This window comes from Methylohalomonas lacus (genome assembly GCF_024808875.1).
GTDB classification, from domain to species: domain Bacteria; phylum Pseudomonadota; class Gammaproteobacteria; order Methylohalomonadales; family Methylohalomonadaceae; genus Methylohalomonas; species Methylohalomonas lacus.
This window is the reverse complement of sequence record NZ_JANUCT010000011.1, coordinates 20,022-44,609: the sequence shown is the minus strand read 5'-3', so window position 1 is coordinate 44,609 and position 24,588 is coordinate 20,022. Positions and strand designations below refer to the sequence as shown.

Annotated in this window: 20 protein-coding genes; 2 read left to right on the top strand and 18 right to left on the bottom strand. The window is 58.9% G+C overall.

Going from position 1 to position 24,588, the window contains the following annotated elements; translation table 11 throughout:
* Positions 1–14: 14 nt before the first annotated feature.
* The 11 genes from J2T55_RS08695 to carA all read right to left on the bottom strand — a co-directional run bounded on the left by J2T55_RS08695 (position 15) and on the right by carA (position 15,375).
* A complete protein-coding gene (locus J2T55_RS08695) occupies positions 15–1,610 on the bottom strand; it encodes a BCCT family transporter (protein WP_259055688.1) in 1,596 nt (531 codons plus the stop codon).
* 136 nt (positions 1,611–1,746) lie between these two features.
* Positions 1,747–3,336, bottom strand: a complete 1,590-nt coding sequence (locus J2T55_RS08690; protein ID WP_259055685.1) for an inorganic phosphate transporter — start codon at positions 3,334–3,336, stop codon at positions 1,747–1,749.
* A gap of 201 nt (positions 3,337–3,537) precedes the next feature.
* Positions 3,538–4,551, bottom strand: coding sequence for a thioredoxin-disulfide reductase (gene trxB, locus J2T55_RS08685; RefSeq protein ID WP_259055684.1), 1,014 nt, complete (start codon positions 4,549–4,551; stop codon positions 3,538–3,540).
* Positions 4,552–4,631: 80 nt separating this feature from the next.
* Positions 4,632–5,231, bottom strand: coding sequence for a peroxiredoxin (locus J2T55_RS08680; protein ID WP_259055681.1), 600 nt, complete (start codon positions 5,229–5,231; stop codon positions 4,632–4,634).
* Between the two features lie 155 nt (positions 5,232–5,386).
* The gene (locus tag J2T55_RS08675; protein WP_259055679.1) at positions 5,387–5,902 is read right to left on the bottom strand and encodes a hypothetical protein; all 516 of its coding nucleotides are present in this window, start codon (positions 5,900–5,902) and stop codon (positions 5,387–5,389) included.
* A gap of 118 nt (positions 5,903–6,020) precedes the next feature.
* The gene (glmM, locus tag J2T55_RS08670) at positions 6,021–7,376 is read right to left on the bottom strand and encodes a phosphoglucosamine mutase (protein WP_259055677.1); all 1,356 of its coding nucleotides are present in this window, start codon (positions 7,374–7,376) and stop codon (positions 6,021–6,023) included.
* Positions 7,377–7,557: 181 nt separating this feature from the next.
* Positions 7,558–9,498, bottom strand: coding sequence for an ATP-dependent zinc metalloprotease FtsH (gene ftsH / locus J2T55_RS08665; RefSeq protein ID WP_259055674.1), 1,941 nt, complete (start codon positions 9,496–9,498; stop codon positions 7,558–7,560).
* A 49-nt stretch (positions 9,499–9,547) separates the two neighbouring features.
* Positions 9,548–10,165 carry an RlmE family RNA methyltransferase gene (locus J2T55_RS08660; RefSeq protein ID WP_259055672.1) on the bottom strand — a complete coding sequence of 206 codons (618 nt, stop codon included), beginning with the start codon at positions 10,163–10,165 and terminating at the stop codon, positions 9,548–9,550.
* Positions 10,166–10,272: 107 nt separating this feature from the next.
* Positions 10,273–10,749: a transcription elongation factor GreA gene (greA, locus tag J2T55_RS08655; RefSeq protein ID WP_259055671.1), complete on the bottom strand. Its 477-nt coding sequence runs from the start codon at positions 10,747–10,749 to the stop codon at positions 10,273–10,275.
* Entirely contained in the window at positions 10,742–13,972 is a 3,231-nt protein-coding gene (carB, locus tag J2T55_RS08650; RefSeq protein ID WP_259055669.1) for a carbamoyl-phosphate synthase large subunit, read from the bottom strand. The genes greA and carB overlap by 8 nt, the downstream gene beginning before the upstream one ends.
* Before the next feature lie 257 nt (positions 13,973–14,229).
* On the bottom strand, positions 14,230–15,375 hold the full coding sequence (carA, locus tag J2T55_RS08645) for a glutamine-hydrolyzing carbamoyl-phosphate synthase small subunit (protein WP_259055667.1): 1,146 nt from the start codon (positions 15,373–15,375) through the stop codon (positions 14,230–14,232).
* Positions 15,376–15,570: 195 nt separating this feature from the next.
* Here carA and J2T55_RS08640 point away from each other — a divergent pair, with 195 nt between their 5' ends.
* On the top strand, positions 15,571–15,912 hold the full coding sequence (locus J2T55_RS08640; protein ID WP_259055665.1) for a Rieske (2Fe-2S) protein: 342 nt from the start codon (positions 15,571–15,573) through the stop codon (positions 15,910–15,912).
* Between the two features lie 6 nt (positions 15,913–15,918).
* Here the strand turns inward: J2T55_RS08640 and J2T55_RS08635 are convergent, their stop codons facing one another.
* The 6 genes from J2T55_RS08635 to J2T55_RS08610 form a co-directional block, all read right to left on the bottom strand.
* Positions 15,919–16,839, bottom strand: a complete 921-nt coding sequence (locus J2T55_RS08635; RefSeq protein WP_259055663.1) for a FecR family protein — start codon at positions 16,837–16,839, stop codon at positions 15,919–15,921.
* Positions 16,840–16,889: 50 nt separating this feature from the next.
* Entirely contained in the window at positions 16,890–17,390 is a 501-nt protein-coding gene (locus J2T55_RS08630; RefSeq protein WP_259055662.1) for an RNA polymerase sigma factor, read from the bottom strand.
* 130 nt (positions 17,391–17,520) lie between these two features.
* On the bottom strand, positions 17,521–17,853 hold the full coding sequence (locus tag J2T55_RS08625) for a DUF3325 domain-containing protein (RefSeq protein WP_259055660.1): 333 nt from the start codon (positions 17,851–17,853) through the stop codon (positions 17,521–17,523).
* Positions 17,850–19,406, bottom strand: coding sequence for a PepSY-associated TM helix domain-containing protein (locus tag J2T55_RS08620; RefSeq protein ID WP_259055659.1), 1,557 nt, complete (start codon positions 19,404–19,406; stop codon positions 17,850–17,852). The genes J2T55_RS08625 and J2T55_RS08620 overlap by 4 nt, the downstream gene beginning before the upstream one ends.
* On the bottom strand, positions 19,403–19,663 hold the full coding sequence (locus J2T55_RS08615) for a DUF3649 domain-containing protein (RefSeq protein WP_259055657.1): 261 nt from the start codon (positions 19,661–19,663) through the stop codon (positions 19,403–19,405). The genes J2T55_RS08620 and J2T55_RS08615 overlap by 4 nt, the downstream gene beginning before the upstream one ends.
* A gap of 142 nt (positions 19,664–19,805) precedes the next feature.
* A complete protein-coding gene (locus tag J2T55_RS08610) occupies positions 19,806–22,010 on the bottom strand; it encodes a TonB-dependent siderophore receptor (protein WP_259055656.1) in 2,205 nt (734 codons plus the stop codon).
* Positions 22,011–22,333: 323 nt separating this feature from the next.
* Between J2T55_RS08610 and J2T55_RS08605 the strand changes: the two genes are divergently transcribed.
* A complete protein-coding gene (locus J2T55_RS08605) occupies positions 22,334–23,437 on the top strand; it encodes a transporter (RefSeq protein WP_259055655.1) in 1,104 nt (367 codons plus the stop codon).
* 84 nt (positions 23,438–23,521) lie between these two features.
* Here J2T55_RS08605 and J2T55_RS08600 read toward each other — a convergent pair whose 3' ends face one another.
* Positions 23,522–24,565, bottom strand: coding sequence for a DUF2157 domain-containing protein (locus J2T55_RS08600; RefSeq protein ID WP_259055654.1), 1,044 nt, complete (start codon positions 24,563–24,565; stop codon positions 23,522–23,524).
* Between the last annotated feature and the right edge of the window lie 23 nt (positions 24,566–24,588).

Sequence of the window (24,588 nt, the reverse complement as noted above, 5' to 3'; positions counted from 1 at the left end):
GCAGCGGGCCGTCCCTATCGGGACTGTTCCTCCTCACCATCGCTCTTATTGCCGCCGGCATCCGGATCATACAATTCCAGCATGCGTTGCAACCGTTCCTGCAGTAACGCCCGATGCAGTTCCATCTGGCGCCGCTCGTCGCGCAGGGATTTCAGCAGGGCCGCCGCCATGAAGACCATAAGCACCATGAATGGGAAAGCCGCCAGAATGGAACTCGTCTGCAGCGCGGCCAGGCCGCCACTCAGCAACAGGACGCCGGCAACCAGCACCTGCAGCACTCCCCATATCACGCGCAACAGGCGGCTCGGGGTCAAAACGCCTTTGCTGGTGAACATACCCAGAACAAAGGTGGCAGAGTTGGCTGACGTGATCACGAAAAGCACGATCAGGGCCAGCATCAGCTGGCTTAACACCTCGGGCGCGGGCAGATACTCCAGCGTGGCAAACAATGCCGAACTCATCTCGCGGGTGACGGCGTCGCCGATGCGGGCCTCGGAAAAGAGTTCGAAATACAGCGCCGAGCCACCAAAGGTGGCAAACCAGACCGCACTCAACAGTACTGGCATGCCAATGACACCCAGAACAAATTCCCTGACTGTCCGCCCCCGTGATATGCGGGCGATGAACGTACCCACGAAAGGCGCCCAGGAAAGACCCCACGCCCAGTAAAAAATCGTCCAGCGTTCAACCCAGTCACCACCCGTGTAAGGCGTCATCACCAGGCTCATGCCGATCAGGTTGCCGAAATAGTCGCCTATGGCATTCGTCAATGCGGCGGTAATGAAATCCGTGGGCCCCAAAAAGAATACAAACAGCAGCAAGCCGGCAGCCAGGACCATGTTGAGGTTACTGACATGACGGATACCACTTTCCAGCGGTGCCAGCGCACAGAGTAGAAAAACGACCGCGACACCGCCCAGTATGGCCAGTTGTTGGTCGGTTCCGAAGCCGGTGCCGGCCACCGAATCCAGGCCACTGTTGATCTGGATGACACCGAGACCCAGGGTTGTCGCCACACCGAACACCGTCGAGACCACGGCCAGTATGTTGATGGTGTGCCCCAGGGCACCGTCTACCCGATTTCCCATGGTCGATCGGAAGGTTTCGCTGATAAGACCGGGCCTTTGCTGGCGGAATCGGACATAGGCGATAGCCAGCCCCACCACGGCAAAATTGGCCCACAGGTGAAAACCCCAGTGGAACAGTGAATAGCGCAGGCCCAGGCCGGCGGCTTCCGGGCTGCGCGGTTCGGCCATGCCGAGCGGCGGATCGACATAGTGCGTCATCGGTTCAGCCACGCCCCAGAACACCAGACCCACCCCCATGCCGGCGGAGAAGATCATCCCCAGCCATGCCAGGTAGGAAAATTCGGGCATCTCACCATCCGCCCCGAGCCGGATATGGCCATGGTCACTCATGGCCACGCCGATACAGAAGATCAGGAACCCCGTGGTTGCGAACAGGTACAACCAGCCGAAATGCACGGTCGTGAAATCGAGTGCTTCCTGGGAGCCGGACGCGAGCTGCTCAGGATAGAGGAATCCCAACAGCGCGAACGCGATCAGCAGAATGACCGAGAGGTAAAATACCCAGCCCGGGCGCGTACTCATATGCTGACAACCCTCACGAAAAAACAGCCCCTCTATATTCGAGTGTCATGCATACCCGGTTCCAGCCATCGCCAACTGTCAGGCTATCAGGCAGCGCCATCGCTCGCACAGGTCCATGAGCATAAGCCGGCCCAGTTTATGCCGGCAGCATCATGCCGCGGATCATGAAGAAGAGCATCGCCGCCATCAGCCCCGACGCGGGCACGGTGATGATCCAGGCGGCGGCGATGCGGAATACCAGCGAACGCTTGACCAGTTCCTCGCGGTTGACCTTGCGCAGGCTCTTGCGCTCGGACTTGGAAATAACCACCGCGTTTTTGTCCTGCTTGCCGCGTCGTTTCATATCTTTCAGCATCTGTTTCTTGTCGCTGGCCGAGGCCTGTTCGAACTCGCGCAGGAATTCGTCCAGTACATGCTGCTCCTCGTTGGCATGGTGCTCCTTGATTTCGTCGATCTTGCGCGCATAGCTGGTCTTCAAGTATTCGCGCAGGAAACCCACGCCAAACACCGCGCCGACCGCCGTGTGCGTCGAGCTGATCGGCAGGCCCAGTTGACTGGCGATGATCACGGTAATGGTCGCCGCCATGGCGATACAGTAGGCGCGGGTCTGGTCCAGGTCGGTAATCTCGGTGCCGACCGTCTTGATGACGCGAGCACCGAACAGCGCCAGTCCGACCGACAGGCCCAGTGCACCGATCAGCATGACCCACAGCGGTATTGCCGCCTGTCCACCGATGCTGCCGTCACTTTGCGACATCACGTCGACGATCGCTGCCAGCGGGCCGACCGCGTTGGCGACGTCGTTGGAACCATGGGCGAAGCACAACAGCGCGGAGGCGAATATCAGTGGCACATTGAACAGCGTATTGACCGACAGCTTGTTATTGTCGATGGAGCGCGACTGGCGACCGATCACCGGCCGCACCAGGAAAAAAACAACCACTGCAATGATTAAGCCATAGATCAGCGCGCCGATCATGCCGACGGACACAATCTTGCCAAGTCCCTTGACCAGCAGATAGGTCGCGAAAGCCCAGGCCATGATGGCAACCAGCAACGGTAGGCGGCGCCCTGCCGCCGAGGCCATGTCAGTCTGGTAGGTAATGCTGTGCTTGATGATGTAGAGGAAGGCCGCCGCGATCACGCCGCCCATGACCGGCGAGATGATCCAGCTGGCGGCAATTTTGCTGACCAGACCCCAGTCGGCGATACCGAAGCCGGCGGCGGCAACGCCACCGCCAAGGACCGCACCGACAATGGAGTGGGTCGTCGACACTGGCGCACCGATCGAGGTCGCCAGATTCAGCCACAGGGCGGCGGCCAGGAGCGCGGCCAGCATAGCCCAGACAAAGGTGGCTGCATCGGGGATCAGGGTCGGATCAATGATGCCCTTGCGAATCGTCTCGACCACGTTGCCCCCGGCGATCAGCGCGCCGGCGGCCTCGAAGATCGCCGCAATAATCAACGCACCGCCCAGCGTCAGCGCTTTTGCGCCGACCGACGGACCGACATTGTTGGCGACATCGTTGGCACCGATGCCCATGGCCATGTAGCCGCCAACAACCGCGGCAACGACCAGCGTCATGCTGACTGGAGCATCGACGAAGTAGAGGGTATAGATGATGACGCCGACAATGAACAACAGTGCCAGGGAAAACCTCAGCAACCTGCCGGTCGGGGAAGGATCTGCCTGTGTCAGTTGATTGCCAACGGCCTCTAGCGCCATTCTGCTACTCCATACGTTGTTTTGCTTGTTATTGAAGCGCGCATGGTAACCGAATTGTCACAATCCGGTCACATTGCCCCCGACAGCCAAATAAAATCTTTAAATGTCAAAGAGTTGCATGCGCCGGTAAGGCGGACATAAAAAAAGCCGCGTGCGGACACGCGGCTTGGATACTGCTGCTAGACAACCGTGGGAATGGCTCTAGGCGGTTTCCGCCTTGGCGCTGTTATGACGCTCCGCCGCCTCGAACTCGTCGTCGAGCTGACCGAGGTACTTGTCCGCGTCCAGGGCGGCCATGCAGCCGAAGCCGGCCGAGGTAATCGCCTGACGGTAGACATGATCGCAGACGTCACCGGCGGCAAAGACACCCTTGACCGAAGTCTGCGTCGCACCGCCTTCCTGGCCACTCTTGATATGAATGTAACCTTCCTCATTCATGTCCAGCTGACCACGGAAAATACCGGTATTCGGATCATGACCGATGGCAATGAACAGGCCGGAGATGTCAATTTCCCGGGTCGAGTCGTCCTTGGTACTCTTCAGCCGTGCACCGTTAACACCACTGTCGTCGCCGAGCACCTCGTCGAGCACGTGATCCCAGATGATGTTGACGTTGCCGTTCTTCTCCTTCTCGAACAACTTGTCCTGCAGGATCTTCTCGGCACGCAGTTCATCGCGGCGATGGATCAGCGTCACCTCGGCGGCAATATTGGACAGGTACAGCGTTTCCTCGACAGCGGTATTGCCGCCACCGATGACCGCAACCTTCTGGCCCTTGTAGAAGAAGCCGTCACAGGTTGCACAGGCGGATACACCCTTGCCCATGAACGCGCTTTCCGACTCAAGGCCCAGGTAACGGGCACTGGCACCGGTTGAAACTACCAGCGCGTCGCAGGTATAGGAACCAGCATCGCCTTCAAGCAGGAACGGCCGCTGGGTCACGTCCGCCGTGTGAATGTGATCGAAAATGATCTCGGTATCGAAGCGTTCAGCATGCTTTTGCATACGCTCCATCAATGCCGGGCCCTGCAGGCCTTCAACGTCACCGGGCCAGTTATCGACCTCGGTGGTCGTCGTCAGCTGACCGCCCGGCTGGATACCGGTGATCATGACCGGATTGAGATTGGCGCGCGCTGCATAAATGGCTGCTGTGTAGCCGGCCGGACCGGAACCCAATATCAGCATGCGAATATGTCTTGGCGTCTGCTTACTCATGTCAAATGACCTTATCTCTGGTTAGTGAAGCCGGTGTGGAAACCACACCGGCTTGCCGGGTCAGTCGATTCCCTGGGTACTTACAGGGACTCGGCGTTTTCCTTCAGGTAGCTGGCGACACCATCAGCGTCGGCCTTCATGCCCTTCTGACCCTTCTGCCAGCCGGCCGGGCAGACTTCACCGTGTTCTTCAGTGAACTGCAGCGCCTCGACCAGGCGGATCATTTCGTCAACGTTACGGCCCAGCGGCAGGTTGTTGATGGTCTGATGCTGGACGACACCGTCCTTGTCGATCAGGAAGGAACCGCGCAGGGCGACACCGTCCGGATGCTCAATGCCATAGGCACGCACGATCTCGTGCTTGACGTCGGCCACCAGCGGGAACTGGACGTTACCGATGCCGCCGTTTTCGACCGGCGTCTGCTTCCAGGCAAAGTGGGTGAAGTGCGAGTCGATCGACACGCCGACCAGTTCAACGCCCAGTTCCTTGAAGCGCTGGATACGGTTGTTGTGCGCGATGATTTCTGACGGGCAAACAAAGGTGAAGTCCAGCGGCCAGAAGAACAGTACGACGTACTTGCCGCGCAGGTCGGACAGCTTGAAATCTTCCTTGAACGTGCCGTCCGGCATGACAGCCGCGGCGGTAAAATCGGGAGCTTGTTGGGTTACCAGAACGCTCATGTTTCTAACCTCCAGTGGATTTTGTTGAATTCAACGTTTCAATTGCAGTGTTAATGATAGCTGCAGTGCATCATTAATAAAATTGAATTTATTTATTTTTTTGATAGTTAATGACTATCTTAGCTCCGGGCCAGCCTCCGGCCCCACAGACTCGGTCATTCGTCGCCGCCATCGTCGCCGGTCATCCGGTCTATGGCGCTGTCGAGGTTGCCCTTTTCCTTGGCGCTGACCAGTTCATCCAGTTCGGCCACCATCAGGGTCGGATCTTCCTGCTTCAGCTTTTCATAGACCTCGACGGTATAGCGCAGGCCAGCGGCCGTGTCGTCGAGCTTGGACTCGTCGTCGAGTTGCGCCTGGAAATTGCCGGCGACAAACGCCGATAGCAGGATCGCCTTGGTACGTTGCGGCACCTGCCGGTTCACCATCCACGGCACCAGCCGCTCCGTCATGGAGATATGATATTCACCATCTTCCTTGACGTACTTGGTGAAAATCTGGGCAGCGGGCAGGCCGTTCAGGGGGTCGTCCTGGAACGAGTGGAGCGCATCCACGGCGTCCGATTTGGCCACGGTACGCTGCGGCTCGCGGCGCGGCTCGTCCGGTTCCGCCACGGCCACACTGGTCATGGCGCAGAGCACAAGCAGGATCAGACAACGTTTCATGTAATGCATAGGTAAAAGCCTTGATTGGAATAATGGGTTATTGGCATTTTTTCGGGCAAGCCCGTGTGCTGCACGGGCGTCCCGTATACAGTCGGTAGTCAATCAGACCCGGACATGCTACACGGGTTCAGCGGGGAGCCGAAGCCTCGGCACCGTCGATGACTTCGGTCACGGCGCCCGCTATCTGCCGGGCCAGTTCCTCGATGTGCGTTGCCTGTTCGCCTTCCACCATGACACGCACAACGGGCTCGGTTCCTGATGGCCGCAGCAGCACGCGGCCATGCGCGCCCAGCGCGGATTCCGCATCGCGCACCGCCGCCTGCACGGAATCGATACCAACCACATCCATCGGCCGCGGCAGGCGCACGTTGATCAGCACCTGGGGCAGTTTCTGCATGCCCTGTTTGAGTTCATGCAACTTGCGGCCACTGTTGTACATCACCTCCAGTACCTGCAGGGCCGAAATGATGCCGTCACCGGTTGTCGTCAGCTCAAGGCAGAGTATATGGCCGGAGGTCTCGCCCCCCAGCACCAGGTTCTGCGCTGCCATGGCCTCGTAGATGTAACGATCGCCCACCTTGGTGCGGATAAAGTCGAGACCCAGCGCCCGCAGTGCCTGCTCCAGTCCGAGATTGCTCATCTGCGTGCCGACGACCGTACCATTGAGCGTAGTCGGCCGGTCAGCGGCAATGATATACATCAACTCGTCGCCATCCAGCAATTCGCCATTGCCGTCAACCATGATCACGCGGTCGCCGTCGCCGTCGAAGGCGATGCCTAGATCAGCGCCGGTGTCGCGCACGGTCCGTTGGAGCTTGGCGGGGGCCGTGGCACCACATTCGTGGTTGATGTTCAGGCCATCGGGCGTGTTGCCGATACTGGTAACCCTTGCGCCCAGCTCTTCGAACAGCAACGGCGCTACCTGGTAAGTGGCTCCATGCGCACAATCGAGCACGATATGCAGGCCCTCAAGATTGACGTGCGGACTGATCGTCGACTTGCAGAACTCCATATAACGGCGTAGCGCATCGCTGAAGCGGCGCGCCTTGCCAAGGCTGGCCGAACCGACCGTAGTAACCGGCTGGTCCATCTCCGCCTCGATGGCGAGTTCGGTGTTGTCTGCCAGCTTGGTACCATTGCTGGAAAAGAACTTGATGCCATTGTCCTCGAACGGATTGTGCGAGGCGCTGATGACGACACCGGCGATCGCCCGGGTATTCTGGGTCAGGTAGGCAATGCCCGGCGTCGGCATCGGGCCGAGCAGACTGATGTCCATGCCGGCGGCCGACAGGCCAGCTTCCAGTGCCGACTCGAACATGTAACCGGAAATGCGGGTGTCCTTGCCGATCAGCACCTGGCCGCTGCGACCGTTGCCGAGCACGCGGCCGGCGGCCCAGCCAAGCTTCAGGACAAATTCCGGCGTGATGAAGCCGCTGCCAACCGTGCCACGGATTCCGTCGGTGCCAAAATACTTTCTTTCCACTTACTTTCGTATCTCGTCGTTTGTATCTCGTATCTCGTTATTGCCAACAAATAGCTTTTTATAGCTCAATCACGGCTACTCTATTTCCGGAAATGCCATGACAGACCAAGCTATCACTTCAACGAGATACGCTTCACGAGAAACGAGATACGCATGACAGGGACACGTTAACGCGTCCCTGTCATGCGGGTTCCGGCGGGCCGTTGACGGAAGGCCCGGTATTACGGCCACCGCTACTGTCGGTCACGGCATCGTCGTCACCGGCATCGCTGGCGTGGCCGGGCGGATTATTGTCATCCCAGCCCTGCGGCGGCCGCGGTGTCTTGCCCTGCATGATGTCATTGATCTGACTGGCATCGATGGTTTCATACTTGACCAGCGCTTCCGCCATCATGTGCAGCTTGTCCATGTTCTCGGTCAGTATCTTCTCGGCACGCGAGTAGTTCTCATCAATGATGTTGCGCACTTCCTGGTCGATGAGGTGCGTCGTCTCATCCGAGACTTCCTTGTGCTTGGTGACCGAATGGCCGAGAAACACCTCGCCATCGTCATCGCTGTAGGTCAACGGGCCGAGCTTGTCGGACAGCCCCCACTTCGTAACCATATTGCGGGCCAACTCGGTAGCGCGCTTGATGTCGTTGGAAGCACCGGTAGTCACATGCTCCTTGCCGAAGATCAGCAGCTCAGCAAGACGACCGCCGAACAGGCTGCATATCTGGCTGTTCAGGCGCTCCTTGCTGTAACTCATGCGATCTTCCTCGGGCAGGAACATGGTCACGCCCAGCGCCCGGCCACGCGGGATGATCGTCACCTTGTAGACCGGATCATGCGACGGCATCAGCCGGCCAACGATGGCATGGCCCGACTCATGATAGGCGGTCAGCTTCTTCTCCTGCTCGCTCATGACCATGGACTTGCGCTCGGCGCCCATCATGATCTTGTCCTTGGCGCGCTCGAAGTCTTCCATCTCGACATGGGTCTTGTTGGCACGCGCGGCGAACAGCGCCGCCTCGTTCGCGAGATTGGCCAGATCGGCACCGGAGAAACCCGGCGTGCCGCGGGCGATGATGCTGGCATCGACGTTATTGCCGAGCGCTACCTTGCGCATGTGCACCTTGAGGATCTGCTCGCGGCCGCGGATATCGGGCAACGGCACGATCACTTGGCGGTCGAAACGGCCCGGACGCAACAGCGCCGGATCGAGCACGTCGGGACGGTTCGTCGCGGCGATGACGATGATGCCCTCATTGCCCTCGAAGCCGTCCATCTCGACCAGCAACTGGTTCAGCGTCTGCTCGCGCTCGTCGTGCCCGCCACCGAGACCGGCGCCACGCTGGCGGCCGACCGCATCGATCTCGTCGATGAAGATGATGCACGGGGCCTGTTTCTTCGCCTGCTCGAACATGTCGCGCACGCGCGAGGCACCGACACCGACAAACATCTCGACGAAGTCGGAACCGGAAATCGTGAAGAACGGCACCTTGGCCTCGCCGGCGATGGCCTTGGCCAGCATGGTCTTGCCGGTACCCGGCGGTCCCACCATGAGGACGCCACGCGGGATATGGCCACCCAGCTTCTGAAACTTGCTCGGGTCCCTGAGAAAGTCGACCAGTTCGGCGACATCTTCTTTGGCTTCCTCGACGCCGGCGACGTCGTTGAACATGACCTTGACCTGTTCCTCGGTCATGAGCTTGGCCTTGCTCTTGCCGAACGACAGCGCACCGCGACCGCCACCGCCGCCCTGCATCTGGCGCATAAAGAAGATCCACACGCCGATCAGCAACAGCATCGGGAACCAGGAAATAAATATCTGCGTCAGCAGGCCCTGCCTGTCCGGTGCCTTGCCCTCAATACTGACGTTGTTATCCAACAACGTGCCAATCAGCGCCTCGTTGTTGTTTTCCGGACTGAAGGTCATGAAGCTCGAACCGTCCTGCTTGCTGCCGCGGATGGTCTGTCCCTCGATGGTCACTTCGGCAACCTGACCGCTTTTGACCGAGCTCAGGAATTGCGAGTACTTCATCTCGTTGGCTGTCTCTGGCGGGCCGAAATTGCGGAACACCATCATCAGCACCAGGGCGATGATGACCCAGAGAACCAGGTTTTTTGCCATATCGTTCAAGCGAATACCTCACAACGTGCTGATTGACATAAAGAAATCGTAACTACCACTATACATTATAGCCCCGCCCGAGGACATACACCTCGCGCGAGGTGTCTTTCGAGGCTGCAGGTTTTCGAGTCACAACCGTACGGAAATGTTCCCGCAATTCCTCAACATACGCGGCCAGTTCGTCGCCCTGGAACAGCTTGATCAGAAAATGACCGCCGGGTTTCAGGGTTGCCGGGCACAAGCCTACCAGCAGGCGCCCCAGCGCCGCCATGTTGGCCTGATCAGTTACGGCTATACCCGTTAGATTGGGGGCGGCGTCCGAGATTACAAGGTCCGCCGGACGGCCCGCCAGCCAGTCCCGGATCTTCTCGACCACGGCCGGGTCCTCGAGATCGCCGTGAATCAGGCTCACGCCGTCGATGGGCTTTATCTCCAGCCGGTCGATGGCAAGCACTCGACCGCCGGGCTGCACTTTCTCCGCGACGTACTGCGACCAGCTGCCGGGGGCAGCGCCGAGGTCGACGATCGTCTGGCCGGGACGAAAGAGTTTTTCGCGCTCGTCAATCTCGGCCAGCTTGAAGGCCGAGCGGGCGCGGTAGTTGGCCGCCTGCGCCTGGCGCACATAGGTGTCGCGGCTGTGCTTCTGGAACCAGCCGCGCGAGCGGGACCTACTCATTCGCTGACGCGAATGCGTATCTCGTGAAGCGTATCTCGTATCTCGGGTAGCAACTCGCGGCCCCTGAACGGCAGCTGCGAGATACGAGATACGAGCGACGAGATACGTTATTCATAGCGTACTTCGAGAATTTCATATTCGACCTCGCCGCCGGGCGCCTGGACGCTGGTGACGTCGCCTTCGTTCTTGCCAATCAGGGCCCGGGCGATCGGTGAACTTATCGAGATGAGGCCATTGTCAATGTCGGCTTCCATTTCGCCGACGATCTGATACGTCACCTCGGTGTCGTTCTCCAGATGCAGCAAATCAACCGTGGCACCAAACACCACCTTGCCGTTGGCGTTAACGCTGGTCACGTCAATCACCTGGGCATCGGCAAGATGCATCTCCAGCTCCTTGATGCGGCCTTCGAGAAAGCTTTGCTGCTCCTTGGCAGCATGGTACTCGGCATTTTCGCTGAGATCGCCGTGCGCGCGAGCCTCGGCGATGGCCTCGATGATCTTGGGCCGCTCGACGCTTTTCATCTGGTGCAGCTGTTCGCGCAGTTTCTCTGCGCCCTTGGCTGTAATCGGTGCTTTACTCATGGGTGTTCAAGACTCCCTGATGCAGATCCTGCAGACGGTTGACGCGATCCGAGTCCTGCTCCTTGAGGGCGAGGATCGTGGCGGTCGCGCCGGCCATGGTGGTCGTGTAGAACACCTGGTGCTGCAGGGCGGTACGCCGGATCGTGAACGAATCGGCGATTGCCTGTTTGCCTTCTGTCGTATTGACGATCAGATTGATTTCATCATTTTTCAGCATGTCGACGATGTGCGGCTGGCCCTCACGAACCTTGTTCACACCGAGACAGTTCAGGCCGGCGTCACGCAATGCCCGCGCCGTGCCATGCGTGGCGCACAGCGTGAAACCGAGCCGATCGAGTTCGGCCGCGACAATTTGTGCCTGGGCCTTGTCGGCATCACGGACACTGATGAAAGCCAGACCCTGACGCGGAATGATCTGGTTGGCCGCCAGCTGCGCCTTGGCGTAGGCCTCACCAAAATTGAGCCCGATACCCATCACTTCGCCGGTCGACTTCATTTCCGGACCCAGCAGGGGATCGACACCGGGGAACTTGATAAACGGGAAAACCGCTTCCTTGACTGAATAATAGTCGGGAGTGATGGCCTGGGTGAAGTTCTGATCTTTGAGTGTGTGACCAACCATGCAACGTGCCGCAATCTTGGCCAGCGGCGCGCCGGCTGCCTTGGAAACGAAGGGCACGGTACGCGAGGCACGCGGATTGACTTCCAGCACGAAGACCGCGCCATTCTGGATCGCGAACTGGACATTCATCAGGCCCACCACATTCAGGCCTTTTGCCATGCTTTTAACCTGATCGGCAATCTCGTCCTGCAACTCGCGACTGAGGCTGTGCGGCGGCAGACAGCAGGCAGAATCACCGGAGTGGACACCTGCCTGTTCGATATGTTCCATGATGCCGCCGATGACGACGTCGCTGCCATCGCAGACCGCGTCGACATCCACCTCGATAGCGTCATTGAGGAACCGGTCCAATAACACCGGCGATTCATGCGAGACCGACACGGCCTTGTCCATGTACTCGCGCAGGTCCTCCTCGCCGAAAACGATTTCCATGGCACGGCCACCGAGGACATAGGATGGTCGTACGACCAGCGGATAGCCGATTTCCTCGGCCAGGGTGATGGCCTGTTCCAGCGAACGCGCGGTGCGGTTCGGCGGCTGCTTCAGGTTCAGGTCATTCAACAGGCGCTGGAAACGTTCGCGATCCTCGGCCAGGTCGATTGAGTCCGGCGACGTGCCGATAATCGGTGCACCCGCCTTTTCCAGTGCGCGTGCCAGTTTCAGCGGTGTCTGGCCGCCGTACTGGATGATAATGCCCTCGGGCTGCTCGAGTTCGACGATCTCGAGGACGTCTTCCAGTGACAGCGGCTCGAAATACAACCGGTCGGACGTGTCGTAGTCGGTGGATACGGTTTCCGGGTTGCAGTTGACCATGATCGTTTCGTAACCGAGTTCGCGCATGGCAAATGCCGCGTGTACACAGCAGTAATCGAACTCGATGCCCTGACCGATGCGGTTCGGACCGCCGCCGAGCACCATGATCTTCTTGCGATCGCTGGGCTCGGCCTCGTTTTCCTCTTCGTAGGTCGAGTACATGTAGCCGGTCGGCGTGGCGAACTCGGCGGCGCACGAGTCGACACGCTTGTAGACCGGGCGGATGCCGAAGTCGTGACGCTGCTTGCGGATGTCATCCTCGTTCGTACCCAGCAAACGTGCCAGACGTCGGTCGGAAAAACCCTTGCGCTTCAGCTGATAGATCCGCTCGGCCGTCAGGCCGGCGATACCATCCGTCTTGACCTGACCTTCCTCGAGCATCAAATCGCGAATCTGTGCCAGGAACCAGGGATCGATCCAGGTATGCTCGTGTACCTCGTCGATGCTCATGCCGTAACGGAAAGCCTCGCCGACATACCATAGCCGCTCGGCACGCGGTACGCGCAGTTCGGCGATAATCCGATCAACCACATCGGCCTGATCCGGCTTCAGCCGCTCGGTGAAACCGTCGTGATCGGTTTCCAGGCCCCGTATCGCTTTCTGCAGCGATTCCTGGAACGTACGGCCGATGGCCATGACCTCACCGACCGACTTCATCTGCGTAGTCAGACGATCATCAGCGCGCGGAAATTTCTCGAACGTAAAACGTGGAATCTTGGTAACGACGTAGTCGATGCTCGGCTCGAACGACGCCGGTGTCGCGCCGCCGGTGATTTCGTTGGCAAGTTCATCCAGCGTGTAACCAACCGCCAGCTTGGCCGCAACCTTCGCAATCGGGAAGCCGGTCGCTTTCGACGCCAGTGCCGATGAACGTGACACGCGCGGATTCATTTCAATGACGATCATGTCGCCGGTATCGGGATTGACCGCGAACTGGACGTTGGAACCACCGGTCTCAACGCCGATCTCGCGCAACACCGCCAAGGAGGCGTCGCGCATGATCTGATATTCCTTGTCGGTCAGTGTCAGTGCCGGTGCCACCGTGATCGAGTCGCCGGTATGCACACCCATCGGGTCGAGGTTTTCGATCGAGCAGATAATGATGCAGTTGTCGTTCTTGTCGCGCACCACCTCCATTTCGTACTCTTTCCAGCCGAGAACGGACTGTTCCAGCAACACCTCGTGGTTCATCGACTCCTTCAGGCCGCGCTCGACAATGTCGACAAACTCCTCGCGGTTATAGGCAATACCGCCACCGGAACCGCCCATGGTAAATGACGGCCGGATGATAACCGGGAAACCGGTTGACTCCTGGATGGTGCGGGCTTCTTCAATGCTATGAGCTATGTCAGAACGCGGTGTGCTCAGACCGATACGCGACATGGCTTCACGGAACAGCTGCCGATCCTCGGCCATGTCGATGGCCTGCTTGGAGGCGCCGATAAGCTGGACGCCATGCTTTTCCAGAATGCCGTGCTTGTCGAGATCCAGCGCACAATTGAGCGCGGTCTGACCGCCCATGGTCGGCAGCAGTGCGTCGGGTTTTTCCTTTGCGATGATCCGTTCTACAACTTCCCAGCGCACCGGCTCGATATAGGTGGCATCGGCCATGTTCGGATCGGTCATGATGGTGGCCGGATTCGAGTTCACCAGGATGACGCGAAAACCCTCTTCCTTGAGCGCCTTGCAGGCCTGGGCGCCGGAATAGTCGAACTCGCAGGCCTGACCGATAACGATCGGGCCGGCGCCGATGATCAAAATGGATTGAATATCCGTTCTCTTAGGCATTACTGTTTAACCAATCCGCAAATGAACGCAAATAAACGCAAATAAATTGAGTGGCCACTATATCGACCTTAATTAGTAACAAACCAGCGCACTGTTGCTGGTATTTAAATCATGCATGAGTTCCTGCCATGCGCCGGGCGCAGAGGCTTCGGCACTTCGATCAACCAACCCGTACATGCAGTACGTGTCCATTCAGCACTTTTACTGTTCATTCATTGACCAGTGACCTACCCTGCCGCACGCGCATTTCTTCGCGTTCATTTGCGTGCATTCGCGGCCTGCATTAAATCAATGAAATGCTGAAACAGTGGCTTCACATCGTGCGGTCCCGGGCTCGCCTCGGGATGGCCCTGGAAGCTGAACGCCGGTGCATTCCGGTGATGAATGCCCTGCAGCGAACCGTCGAAGAGCGACCGGTGCGTGGCTTTCATCGTCTCCGGCAATGTCTGTTCGTCGACGGCAAAGCCGTGGTTCTGGCTGGTGATCATGACGCGGCCGGTATCGATATCAACCACGGGGTGGTTGGCGCCGTGGTGACCGAATTTCATCTTCACTGTCCTGCCGCCGCTGGCCAGCCCCAGCAGCTGATGACCGAGACAGATACCGAACGTCGGTATGTTCGCGTCGATGCAACCGCGGATCGTTTCAATGGCATAATCACAGGGTTCCGGATCGCCCGGGCCGTTGGACAGGAAGATGCCGTCGGGCTTTTCCGCCAGCACCTCGTTCAGCGGTGTCTGTGCCGGCACCACCGTCAACCGGCAGCCGAGATCAGTCAGAATGCGCAGAATGTTGCGCTTGGTGCCGTAATCATAGGCCACCACGTTCCAGGGCAGTTTCTCTGCCGGCACCTCCGCGGCGTTATCACCATGCAGTTGCCAGCTGCCGCGGCGCCACTCGTAGGCCGTAGCAGTGGAGACCTCACGCGCCAGATCGGCGCCCTTCAGGCCGGCAAATGCACGCGCGGCTTCGACCGCCTGGGTTTCGTCGATGTTGTCACCGGCAACGATGCAACCGCGCTGGGCCCCCTGCTCGCGCAACAGTCGCGTCAGCCGCCGGGTGTCAATATCGGCGATGGCGACAATGTTATTGTCGTGCAAATAGTCACCCAGCGATGTCTGCGACCGCCAGTTGCTCAATTCGGCAGGCAGATCGCGAACCACCAGACCGGCGGCGTAGATCCGCTGTGACTCCTCGTCTTCGGCATTGGTGCCGACGTTGCCGATGTGCGGCTGTGTCAGGGTGACGATTTGCCTGTAGTAAGAGGGATCGGTCAGTATTTCCTGGTAACCGGTGATGGCGGTATTGAATACCACCTCGCCGACGGTCTGACCGTCGGCGCCGATCGAACGGCCGCGAAACAGACTGCCGTCTTCAAGTGCCAGCAGGGCTGGTTTATTCAAGGAGGTCCTCCAGGTTCAGAAGTCTGGTTAAATGCTTGCAGGAACCGGGCTTTGCGGGCCGGACGCCAGACATGCAAAACGGGAGCCACCGCATCGGTGGCCCCCGCCTGTAACTGGCGTTAATTTTAGCGAACATGCCGCGCCGGGTCTATGCGCAGGCGGAAATGGTAACTATTCTACAAGCCGTTGAAACCCATGAAGAAACCGCTGGAACTCTGCAGTCTGGATGCGATCCCTGACCCGGGCAGCCGTGGCTTTTGCATCAGCATCGATGACCGACCCCAGGAAATCATGGTGATCCGCCGGCAAAACCGGGTCTATGCCTACCTCAACAGCTGCCCGCATACCGGCGCGGCACTGGACTGGATGCCGGGTGAGTTCCTGACGCTCGATCAATCCCGGATCATCTGCGCCCTGCATGGAGCCGAATTCGAAATCGATAACGGCTATTGCGTTTACGGCCCCTGCCAAGGCGACCGGCTGACGGCGTTGACCGTTGGCGTCACTGGCAACAAGGTACTGCTGGAGACGGGCTGAGCGGCGTCAGCCGAACGACAGGCTCAGCCATGGGGTATTATCGCTGGCTGTATAGTGGCGACCGCGACGATGGCGCATCGTCGGTTGCCAGTGGTGCAGCGATTCGTTACTCGCCACGCGCGGTTCCGGGGCTGGTGCAGTTGGAAAACGGGCGCCACCAGCCAGCAACGCCATGCGCGGATCGCGCAGGTTGGCACTGATGGCCGGCGGCGCACCGTCCTGCTGAGTGACGCGGGTCAGGCCACGATCGTCATAGGTCGCTCCGTCGCCACGGCTCAGCCGGGTTGGTTCCGCTGCGCCGTCGATCAGTACGTCGACAGCACCCCGGCGCACACCGACGTGAACCCGTTCATCGATGCGCACCTCAAAGATGGTACCGACGACCCTGATGCGACCATTGGCGGCATTAACATCAAACGGTCGTTCGGGATCCGCGCTTACGGAGAATACAGCACTGCCCCGATGCAGATCGATGCGTCGCTCGCTGTCGCTCATGGCCACCGACAGCCGCGATCCCGGGGCCAGTAAAAGCTGCGAGCCATCCGGCAGGGTGAAATTCTTTTCCACCCGTGTGGTCTGGTACTCGGTCTGCACGGATGATGGCGCGATCAGGCAGGCGGAACTGATCACGAACACCAGTATCACGGCAGCGGCGGCACCAAGCCAGCGATTACGCGGGCGCCGCAAGGCCTGTAACCAGGCCGAACGGGTGCCACGGTCACCGGCCTGGTGAAACTGCATCTCCGCGGCCAGTCCATCAAGCCCGTGCCACATCCGTTCGAGTTCAGCATACGCCTGCCGATGCGCCGGATCGGCTTCGAGCCATGCCGCGAATGCCGTACAAGTCGACTCTTCAACAGCATCGTCGTGCATGGCTGCGAACCATTCGGCGGCGGCATCATTGACAGCCTGTGGGGTGCTATTCATATACGCTTCCCGGTTGTTGCATTGCGCTTGCTCATCCCCCATTCAGGACCTCAGCCGCGTCGGCGGTACTCGTCCAGCCGCTGTCGGCAATAAGCCAGCGCACGCGCCATATGGACCGTGACCTTGTTGCGCGGCATATCCAGCTGCGCGGCGATTTCCGCATAACTCAATTGCTCGAACTTATGCAGCAGGAAAACCTTACGCGTCACACGCGGCAGTTCATCGATGGCCTGGCGCAGAATATCGAGCTCTTCGGTGGACAGGGCCTGCTGTTCGGCAGAACCATCGGTGGCTTCCGCAACAACCGGCGCCCCCATCTTCGCCTTATCGCTGGCAGCCTGTTTCTGATGCGTAGCGGCCAGTTCGGAAGCAGCACGAAACAACCGCCGGCGCAGATTCTCGTCCGCGCACGGCCGTTCGCTGTCCAGCACGCGCAGGTACGCTTCCTGTGCCAGATCCGCTGCGACTTCCGGGCTGGATACTCGCTTGCACAAAAACTCCTCGAGTTCCTGCCGGTGGCGCAGAAAAAGTTGCTGCAATTTCAGATTCAAGATCGCTACCCGGCGCTGGCCATTCAACTATGCAACAACAGTAGATTAATCGTATCGGAGAATCTCCGGCTGTAGCACGGGAAAAATACCCGGGAACAGCAGCCAGCCCGAGCAAGGAGATGGGCCAGTGCTAGAGCAGAATGATCAGACTGGCTAGCAGTGCCAGAGGACTCACCGCGAGGTTGGAGCGCAATACCAGTCGCGGCCGGTACGGCAACATGAAGATTAATATTAAGGCACTGACCGACAATACGCCAAACCAGACAACCGGCCCGATCGTCGGCCCCCAGCCGATGCTGCCCAGCAGCAGTGCGACCAGTAACAATGCCGTACCCGTCAACCGCAGTATCCATTTGAGCTGCAACGAGGGGCGGCCAAACCGGACCTGGCGGTAGTGACGATTCATGGCCAGGCACAGCGCCGTCATACCGCCGTAAGCCAGTACCAGCATTAACACGATCATGAATCGGCCAGCTCCCAGACCGGTGCGGCAGAGCCGGATACGGCTGTCCGCTGGCGTTCCATCCCGAGTCGCCGCAACAGCCAGACGCAAGCCAGTCCCAGGGCCAGCACGGTCAGGTCCACGGCGGCCAGCCGCCAGCGACCGGCCGGCAGCGTCACCAACAAGTGCTGACTGCTGGTCAGCATGTTCAGCAGTGGCAGCAACAGGCTTAGCAGCGCCGCAGCCGTAAACTGCTCCAGCCAGGCGCGGCGGGCGGGCCGCCACAGGGCATGTATCAATGACAGTGCCCAGACAGCGAAGAAGGCGCCGATCTCCCAGGCCGGGCGTTCCGCCAGACCCGGCGGTAGCAGGCGATTAGCCCACAGATACGCCAGACAGGCCAGTATGGGGCCAGCAATGGCGGCGACATTCAGACGGTCGACCACATTCAGAAAGCCGGTGCTGACATCGCTGTCCAGGACGATCTGGCGCCGCCGCTTGACGCTGAAGAGCAGCAGGCCGGTCGCGATCATCGCCGTGCCGACAAGGCCAGAGATGAAATACAGCCAGTGCGTCACGGCACCACCAAACTGGGCAAAGTGCAGGCCAGTCAATACACGCTGGGTATGTGTGGCCGGCTGAAACGGCATACCCTTTTGCAGCAGTTCGCCGGTTATCCCCCGAAACTGGATCAATTGGTTCGACAGGGTCAACTGCTCGCCATACAGCGGTTCGAGTGAAACGACGGCATTTTCATCACCGGGATGATCGACCGAGATATACCAGATCTGCTCAGTGCCAAAAGCCTGTTGGGTACGTTCAACGAAGCCGCCAAGAGGCAACAAGGCTGCTGACTGATCGGTGGGTTCCAAATCAACGTGCGGGCGGGCCTCGTGAAAGAACTCCTCGCTGTCCTCGAGACTGTCGCCGTACAGCAGTTTGACCGGGCTGGGCAGGTACATGAAGGCAAAAATGGCCAGACCGCTGAAAGTGATCATCAGCAGAAACGGCAGCGTCAGCACGCCCAGTGCATTGTGCGCATCCAGCCACGAACGCTGCGCCCCGGCGCGCGGCCGGAAGGTGAAGAAATCCTTGAAGATACGCTTGTGAATCACGATGCCGGACAACAAACCAATCAGCATCATCAGGCCCACGCCACCAACGATCCACGTACCAATGGTGCCGGCGTGCAACTGGTAATGAAAATGCACAAAGAAATGGCCACCATCGGTATCCCGTTTGGCCACTTTGCCGGTGGCGGGGTCCAGCGCGACATGCGGGAATTCCTGGCCTTCCTGCCAGTAGGCCAGCATCGTCGCACTGCGATCACTGGGCGGTACAATTAACCAACTGGGCGCGTCCGGGTGGTTGTTGCGCAGATAGTCGGCGGCCCTATCCACGGCCGTAGTCGCCGGCACCTGACTAGCGGCCGACTCCGGTTGCATCCACTGGCTTATCTCGCGATCAAAAACGGATAATGAACCGGTCAGGAATATCGCAAACAGGATCCAGCCGAAGATCAGGCCGCTCCAGGTGTGCAGCCAGGCCATCGACTGGGAAAAGGTTTTTTTCATGACAACATGCCCGGTAAGTAGGCGACCGCTGCACAAACCGCCGCGATGATTAAAAGCACCAGCCAGGCGTGCGCGGCACTGCGGGCACTAAACACCCACATGACCGCCGCCGCATAGACGAGCAGGCCCAGCAGCATGGCCGTGACAGCTGCCTCCGAGCGGACCAGCGGCAGGATTACCGCCAGTGCGGCAGCGGCGAAATACGCCACCGCATAGCCACCGAACAGGGCGGCGGCTATGCGGGACGCTAATGACATAACGTGTCTGGACTGAGGCATAAGATGCATGAAACGCGACAACAGCGAGTCAGTGGGCATAGCATATAAAACACTAATAAGATTGATTATCAATCAGATAATACTGAAGTCTATTAGCCTGTCAAATGCCCGACTGCAACGGTCATTGCCAACGATAAGTCACGCTGGCGATGACTGAACGCGGCAGACCATAGTCGCAGGTCGAGGTTGGCTGCACACCGGAGCAGTAGACCTTCTGCTCATCGAACAAATTGGTGGCATTAAGCTGCAACCGGGCACTGCCCAGGTCATAGCGCAGCGATGCATCGACCAGCGTCGCCGCCGGGTATTTCACCGTGTTGGCGGCGTCGGCATAGGAGGTGCCGGTGTAGCGGATACCGCCGCCCACCCCCAGCCCGGCCAACGTGCCGGCCGGCACAGTGTAATCGAGCCATAGTTTGGCAAGGTGCTTGGGCCGATCCGTGACCTGGTTGCCATTGGTTGCCTGTGATCCGCCGGCCTCGACCACTTCGACGTCCTGATAGGTGTAACTGCCGATCATCTGCAGGTTACTGGTTAGATCGGCCAGCAGTTCGAATTCGAAACCGCGCGAACGAGTCTCGCCTATTTGAGAAACTCGCAACGGATTAACCGGATCCTCTACTAGCTCATTCTTGCGTGTAATTTCAAATACTGCAGCGGTGGCAGAAAAACCTAGGCCCGGTGGCTGATAGCGAAGACCAGCTTCATATTGCTTCCCGGTAATCGGCTTTTTCTGCTCGCCGGTAAACCTGAAGCTGTCATATTGGGGCGTGAATGATTCCGCGTAACTGACATAGGGTGCAAAACCGTTGTCAAACAGGTAGACCAAGCCACCGCGCAGACTGAGCTCATCCTGTTCGCGTTTGTCTTCGCCTGTGGTTTCTGACTCGACCCAGTCCTGACGGCCACCGACGGTCAACGCCCAGTGATCGCCGAACTTGATATGGTCCTGGAAATACAGGCCAAGCTGCTCAGCCTGCGTGTTAGTTTCAGAAAAAGACAATGGCCCCGGGAAAGGATCGTCGCCATAGACTGGTGCATACAGATCAAGCGTACTCACATCATAATTAAAACCGGTATCACGCCGTTCATAATCCAATATTTTATAATCAAACCCAGTTAGTACTGTGTGTTCAAAACGACCATGTTGCCACTCCGAAACTAACTGGTTATCCAACGTGACTGTATAAGCTTCGTCATGCCGGATCCGCCGACCACGATTAAGTGTTCGTAGATCAGACTCTACGTAACCCATGCCCAGGCTATAATCCCTGAACACATCTTTCACATCATAATTGATATCGCGATAGCGGAAATTCTGCCGGAACGTCCAGCGATCCGCGAAGCTGTGCTCAAAGATGTAACCGGCAGAATATTCCTCGGCATCGTATTCGTCGAAGCCGGGTTCGCCGATATAGCGGCTGTCCGGAATCCTGCCGTACTCGCTCGGCACCTTGGTGCCCTCGCGCGGAAATGCCGTCCATGGGTACTTGGTTTCGTTCTTCTGGTAATTGGCGAGCAGGGTAAGTTTGGTATTGTCAGTCGGCTCCCAGCTCAGGGCCGGCGCAAAATAGATTCGGTCATCATTGATGAAATCGACATGCGTATCAGCCTTCTGAATCAGGCCGGTCAGGCGAAAACGCCAATCGCCATTCGCGGTAAGACGGTCACTGATATCCGCCTTGAATTGTTTGTGATCATCAGTGCCATATTCGACACCCATCTCACGCAGCGGCTCGCGGGCCGGTTTCTTGGTCACCATGTTGATGATGCCGCCCGGTTGTCCCTGTCCATAAAGCACCGACGCCGGTCCACGCAGTACCTCGATACGTTCCAGACCGTAGACTTCAATCGGGCTGTCATAAGGCAGACCCGCCTGGATCTGGGTGCCATCACGAAATGTTGAACTCGTGGCATCAAAACCGCGTATATCGATGGAAAAGGAATCGATCACATTCTGGCTGGCGCGGTTCTGTACGTAGATGCCGGGAGAATACGTTACCGCCTTGGTCAGTGTATCGGCGCCCCGATCTTCAAGTTGTTCCTGCGTGATCACGCTGATCGACTGCGGCGTCTCGATCAGCGGTATATCGGTCTTGGTGGCGCTATGATTGTGCGTCGCCAAGTAGCTGTCGGTCGGGTACCAGGCCGACTCCGAGCGGCCCTCGACCTGGACGGCCTCCAATTCGGCGACGCCGGCTGGGTCATTTCCTGACGCCGCATCCCGGTTCTGCGGCTCGGCGGCGTTGCTGACGCCGGTGCCGGCCGCCAATATCAGCATGGATATCAATACCGCGGCATTGGCGTTTGATCCTGATAACTGCATGATTTTCCCCCTAAAATAAAGCAATCTCCCCCGATTACTGCCGGTCAGCAGCCGCGTGGGTCAGTTCAGTTTTGTAAGCAATCAGAAATTCCGGTGGCTCCCCCCGAGGCAGCGGCGAGCCGGCAGGTGCGATAGTAATAGTACTGATAATTATTATTGTTTAGATTATATAGATTTCCCGTTCACGATCAATCCGCTCGTCTTGCTTAGCCACAACTTTGCTCAGCCACCTGCCGCGGTGGTGCGACAACGTGTCGCATCGACGTCTGCACCTGCCGGCATTACTCTTATCCGCCATTCATCCATACCGCTCGTGAAATATCATGTATTGCAGAATTGCTGTTATTGCCTTACTTGCCTTCACTGTGCTCAACGTTCCGGCACACGAATCCCCACCGGTCGGTTGGCAAACCGGCAACGCCATGTCGCGCGCCGACGGCCACGCGCCGATCGGTGTCATGGGCGATCACATGCACGGCGCCGGCGAGTGGATGATCTCCTACCGTTTCATGCACATGGACATGGCGGGCAATCACATCGGCACAGACGACGTCAGCCCGGAGGACATCGTCACCGGCGTGCCGAACCGCTTTGCCGATCAGCCCATGCAACCGTCGACCCTGCGCGTAGTACCAACCAGCATGGACATGCAGATGCACATGTTCGGCGCCATGTACGCACCGACGGATTCGCTGACGCTGATGGCGATGGGCCGCTATCACGACAAGCAGATGGACCACGTCACTTTCCAGGGTGGCACCGGCACCGACAGGCTGGGCAGCTTCACGACCGGTTCCAGCGGCATCGGCGACACCAGCCTGACCGGCCTGATCAAACTGTACGACGACGGCCGCCATCATCTACACCTGAACCTGGGCGTCAGCCTGCCGACCGGCTCGATCACCGAAGAAGACACTGTACTCACCCCCATGGGCACGACGCCGACCATGCGCCTGCCCTACGGCATGCAACTGGGTTCGGGGACTTTCGATTTACTGCCGGGCATAACCTACTCCGGCAAGCACGCGCAGTGGGGTTGGGGCGCGCAGTTCACGAACAAGCTGCGCCTGGGCAGAAACGACGAGGGCTACAGCCTCGGCGACGAACACCACCTGACAGCCTGGGGCAGCTACCTGTGGCGGCCGTGGATCAGTACTTCCGTGCGACTGGCGGGTCAGCATGTCGACCGCATCGACGGCCGCGACGATCAAATCATGGCACCGGTGCAAACCGCTGACCCGGACAACTACGGCGGCGACCGGGTCGATTTGCTGTTCGGCGTCAACCTCGCCGGCCAGCCCGGCACCGCCCTCGCCGGCCATCGTCTGGCCGCCGAGGTCGGTACCCCGGTGCATCAGGACCTGAACGGGCCGCAGCTGGAAACCGACTGGACCATCACCGTCGGCTATCAATTCGCCTGGGACTGAAACCGCTTACGTAACACCACCTCGGTAGTACCTTCCGGACGCCGCCACCCGCGGCGTCTTTTTTTATCTTCGGTACCGGCAGCATCAATAATGCTGGTGGGCGCGCTGGATCAGCTCAACCAGTTTGCCCGGCATGCACTTCAGTAATGCGGTCTGTATCCGCTGCTCATGCCGCTGCCAGTAAAGCCCGGCAAATATGATCGCCAGTCCCAGCGCCGCCAGGGCCACCGGAAACAGCAGGCTCTGCTGAAAGACCCTGTCGGCCAGGTGATAAAAATACAGCGCGATGCCGATGGAAGCGAACACCGCAAAAACGCGCCGTACCAGCAATGCGGCGAAAAACAGCAACAGCAGGTTGATGCAGAAATAGAGGAACTTGCCGAGTTCGCTGTTTGAGTCCATCGCCGTCAGACCGCCCCAGAACGTTGCCACGCCGACCAGGTACAGCCAAAAGGCATAGTCGCGTTTGCGCCCGGAGCGGATATCGATCCAGAAAGCCAGCAGCATGTAGACCGTGCCGGCAACCACGCTGGTCAGTTTGCGCAGTTCCCAGGTATGGTCCAGATCGTTGAACAGGAACGGCACCAGGTCCATCTGCAGATACCAGAGCGTGACCGCCACAATCATTAACAGAAACGGCAACCGGTATAGCCACAGCGCGATCACCGCGGCTGTCAGCGTGCCCAGTTCCATGAACAGCCAGCGCCAGTCGATGTAACGGTGATACTCGGCCACCGTGTAATCGCCGCTCCAGAAACCGAGCATATGCTGCAGGCTGTAGATGACCAACGGCGTCATCGCCACGGCAAAAGTGATGGTCAGACCAGCGGGGATTTCCAATTGCTTGCGATACAGGAAGTAATGCGTGAGCGCGATGCCGACAACGGCGTAACCCAGCGCCACCGCCAGCATCGGCAGGCCGGACCAGCTGTCCCAGGCCAGCGTGACAAACAGCGACATGGCGCTGATCGCGATCAGGCCGCCGAGATAGTAGAGGATATGCGCCGGCCGGAAGCTGGCCTGCTGCTGCGTGCGTTCGGCCAGAAACTGCCACAGGGTGTCGACACTGCCGGGCGGAATAACACCACTGGCGCCGGCCTGTTCCAGCATCTCCCTGCTGATCCGCATCCTGTTACCCTCCAGCCCGAACG

What these genes read in the sequence shown, in the direction of transcription:
- J2T55_RS08695 (WP_259055688.1), bottom strand. Translation starts at nt 1,610, where the DNA reads ATGAGTACGCGCCCGGGCTGGGTATTTTACCTCTCGGTCATTCTGCTG.
- J2T55_RS08690 (WP_259055685.1), bottom strand. Translation starts at nt 3,336, where the DNA reads ATGGCGCTAGAGGCCGTTGGCAATCAACTGACACAGGCAGATCCTTCC.
- trxB (WP_259055684.1), bottom strand. Translation starts at nt 4,551, where the DNA reads ATGAGTAAGCAGACGCCAAGACATATTCGCATGCTGATATTGGGTTCC.
- J2T55_RS08680 (WP_259055681.1), bottom strand. Translation starts at nt 5,231, where the DNA reads ATGAGCGTTCTGGTAACCCAACAAGCTCCCGATTTTACCGCCGCGGCT.
- J2T55_RS08675 (WP_259055679.1), bottom strand. Translation starts at nt 5,902, where the DNA reads ATGCATTACATGAAACGTTGTCTGATCCTGCTTGTGCTCTGCGCCATG.
- J2T55_RS08660 (WP_259055672.1), bottom strand. Translation starts at nt 10,165, where the DNA reads ATGAGTAGGTCCCGCTCGCGCGGCTGGTTCCAGAAGCACAGCCGCGAC.
- greA (WP_259055671.1), bottom strand. Translation starts at nt 10,749, where the DNA reads ATGAGTAAAGCACCGATTACAGCCAAGGGCGCAGAGAAACTGCGCGAA.
- carB (WP_259055669.1), bottom strand. Translation starts at nt 13,972, where the DNA reads ATGCCTAAGAGAACGGATATTCAATCCATTTTGATCATCGGCGCCGGC.
- J2T55_RS08640 (WP_259055665.1), top strand. Translation starts at nt 15,571, where the DNA reads ATGAAGAAACCGCTGGAACTCTGCAGTCTGGATGCGATCCCTGACCCG.
- J2T55_RS08635 (WP_259055663.1), bottom strand. Translation starts at nt 16,839, where the DNA reads ATGAATAGCACCCCACAGGCTGTCAATGATGCCGCCGCCGAATGGTTC.
- J2T55_RS08625 (WP_259055660.1), bottom strand. Translation starts at nt 17,853, where the DNA reads ATGATCGTGTTAATGCTGGTACTGGCTTACGGCGGTATGACGGCGCTG.
- J2T55_RS08620 (WP_259055659.1), bottom strand. Translation starts at nt 19,406, where the DNA reads ATGAAAAAAACCTTTTCCCAGTCGATGGCCTGGCTGCACACCTGGAGC.
- J2T55_RS08615 (WP_259055657.1), bottom strand. Translation starts at nt 19,663, where the DNA reads ATGTCATTAGCGTCCCGCATAGCCGCCGCCCTGTTCGGTGGCTATGCG.
- J2T55_RS08610 (WP_259055656.1), bottom strand. Translation starts at nt 22,010, where the DNA reads ATGCAGTTATCAGGATCAAACGCCAATGCCGCGGTATTGATATCCATG.
- J2T55_RS08605 (WP_259055655.1), top strand. Translation starts at nt 22,334, where the DNA reads ATGTATTGCAGAATTGCTGTTATTGCCTTACTTGCCTTCACTGTGCTC.
- J2T55_RS08600 (WP_259055654.1), bottom strand. Translation starts at nt 24,565, where the DNA reads ATGCGGATCAGCAGGGAGATGCTGGAACAGGCCGGCGCCAGTGGTGTT.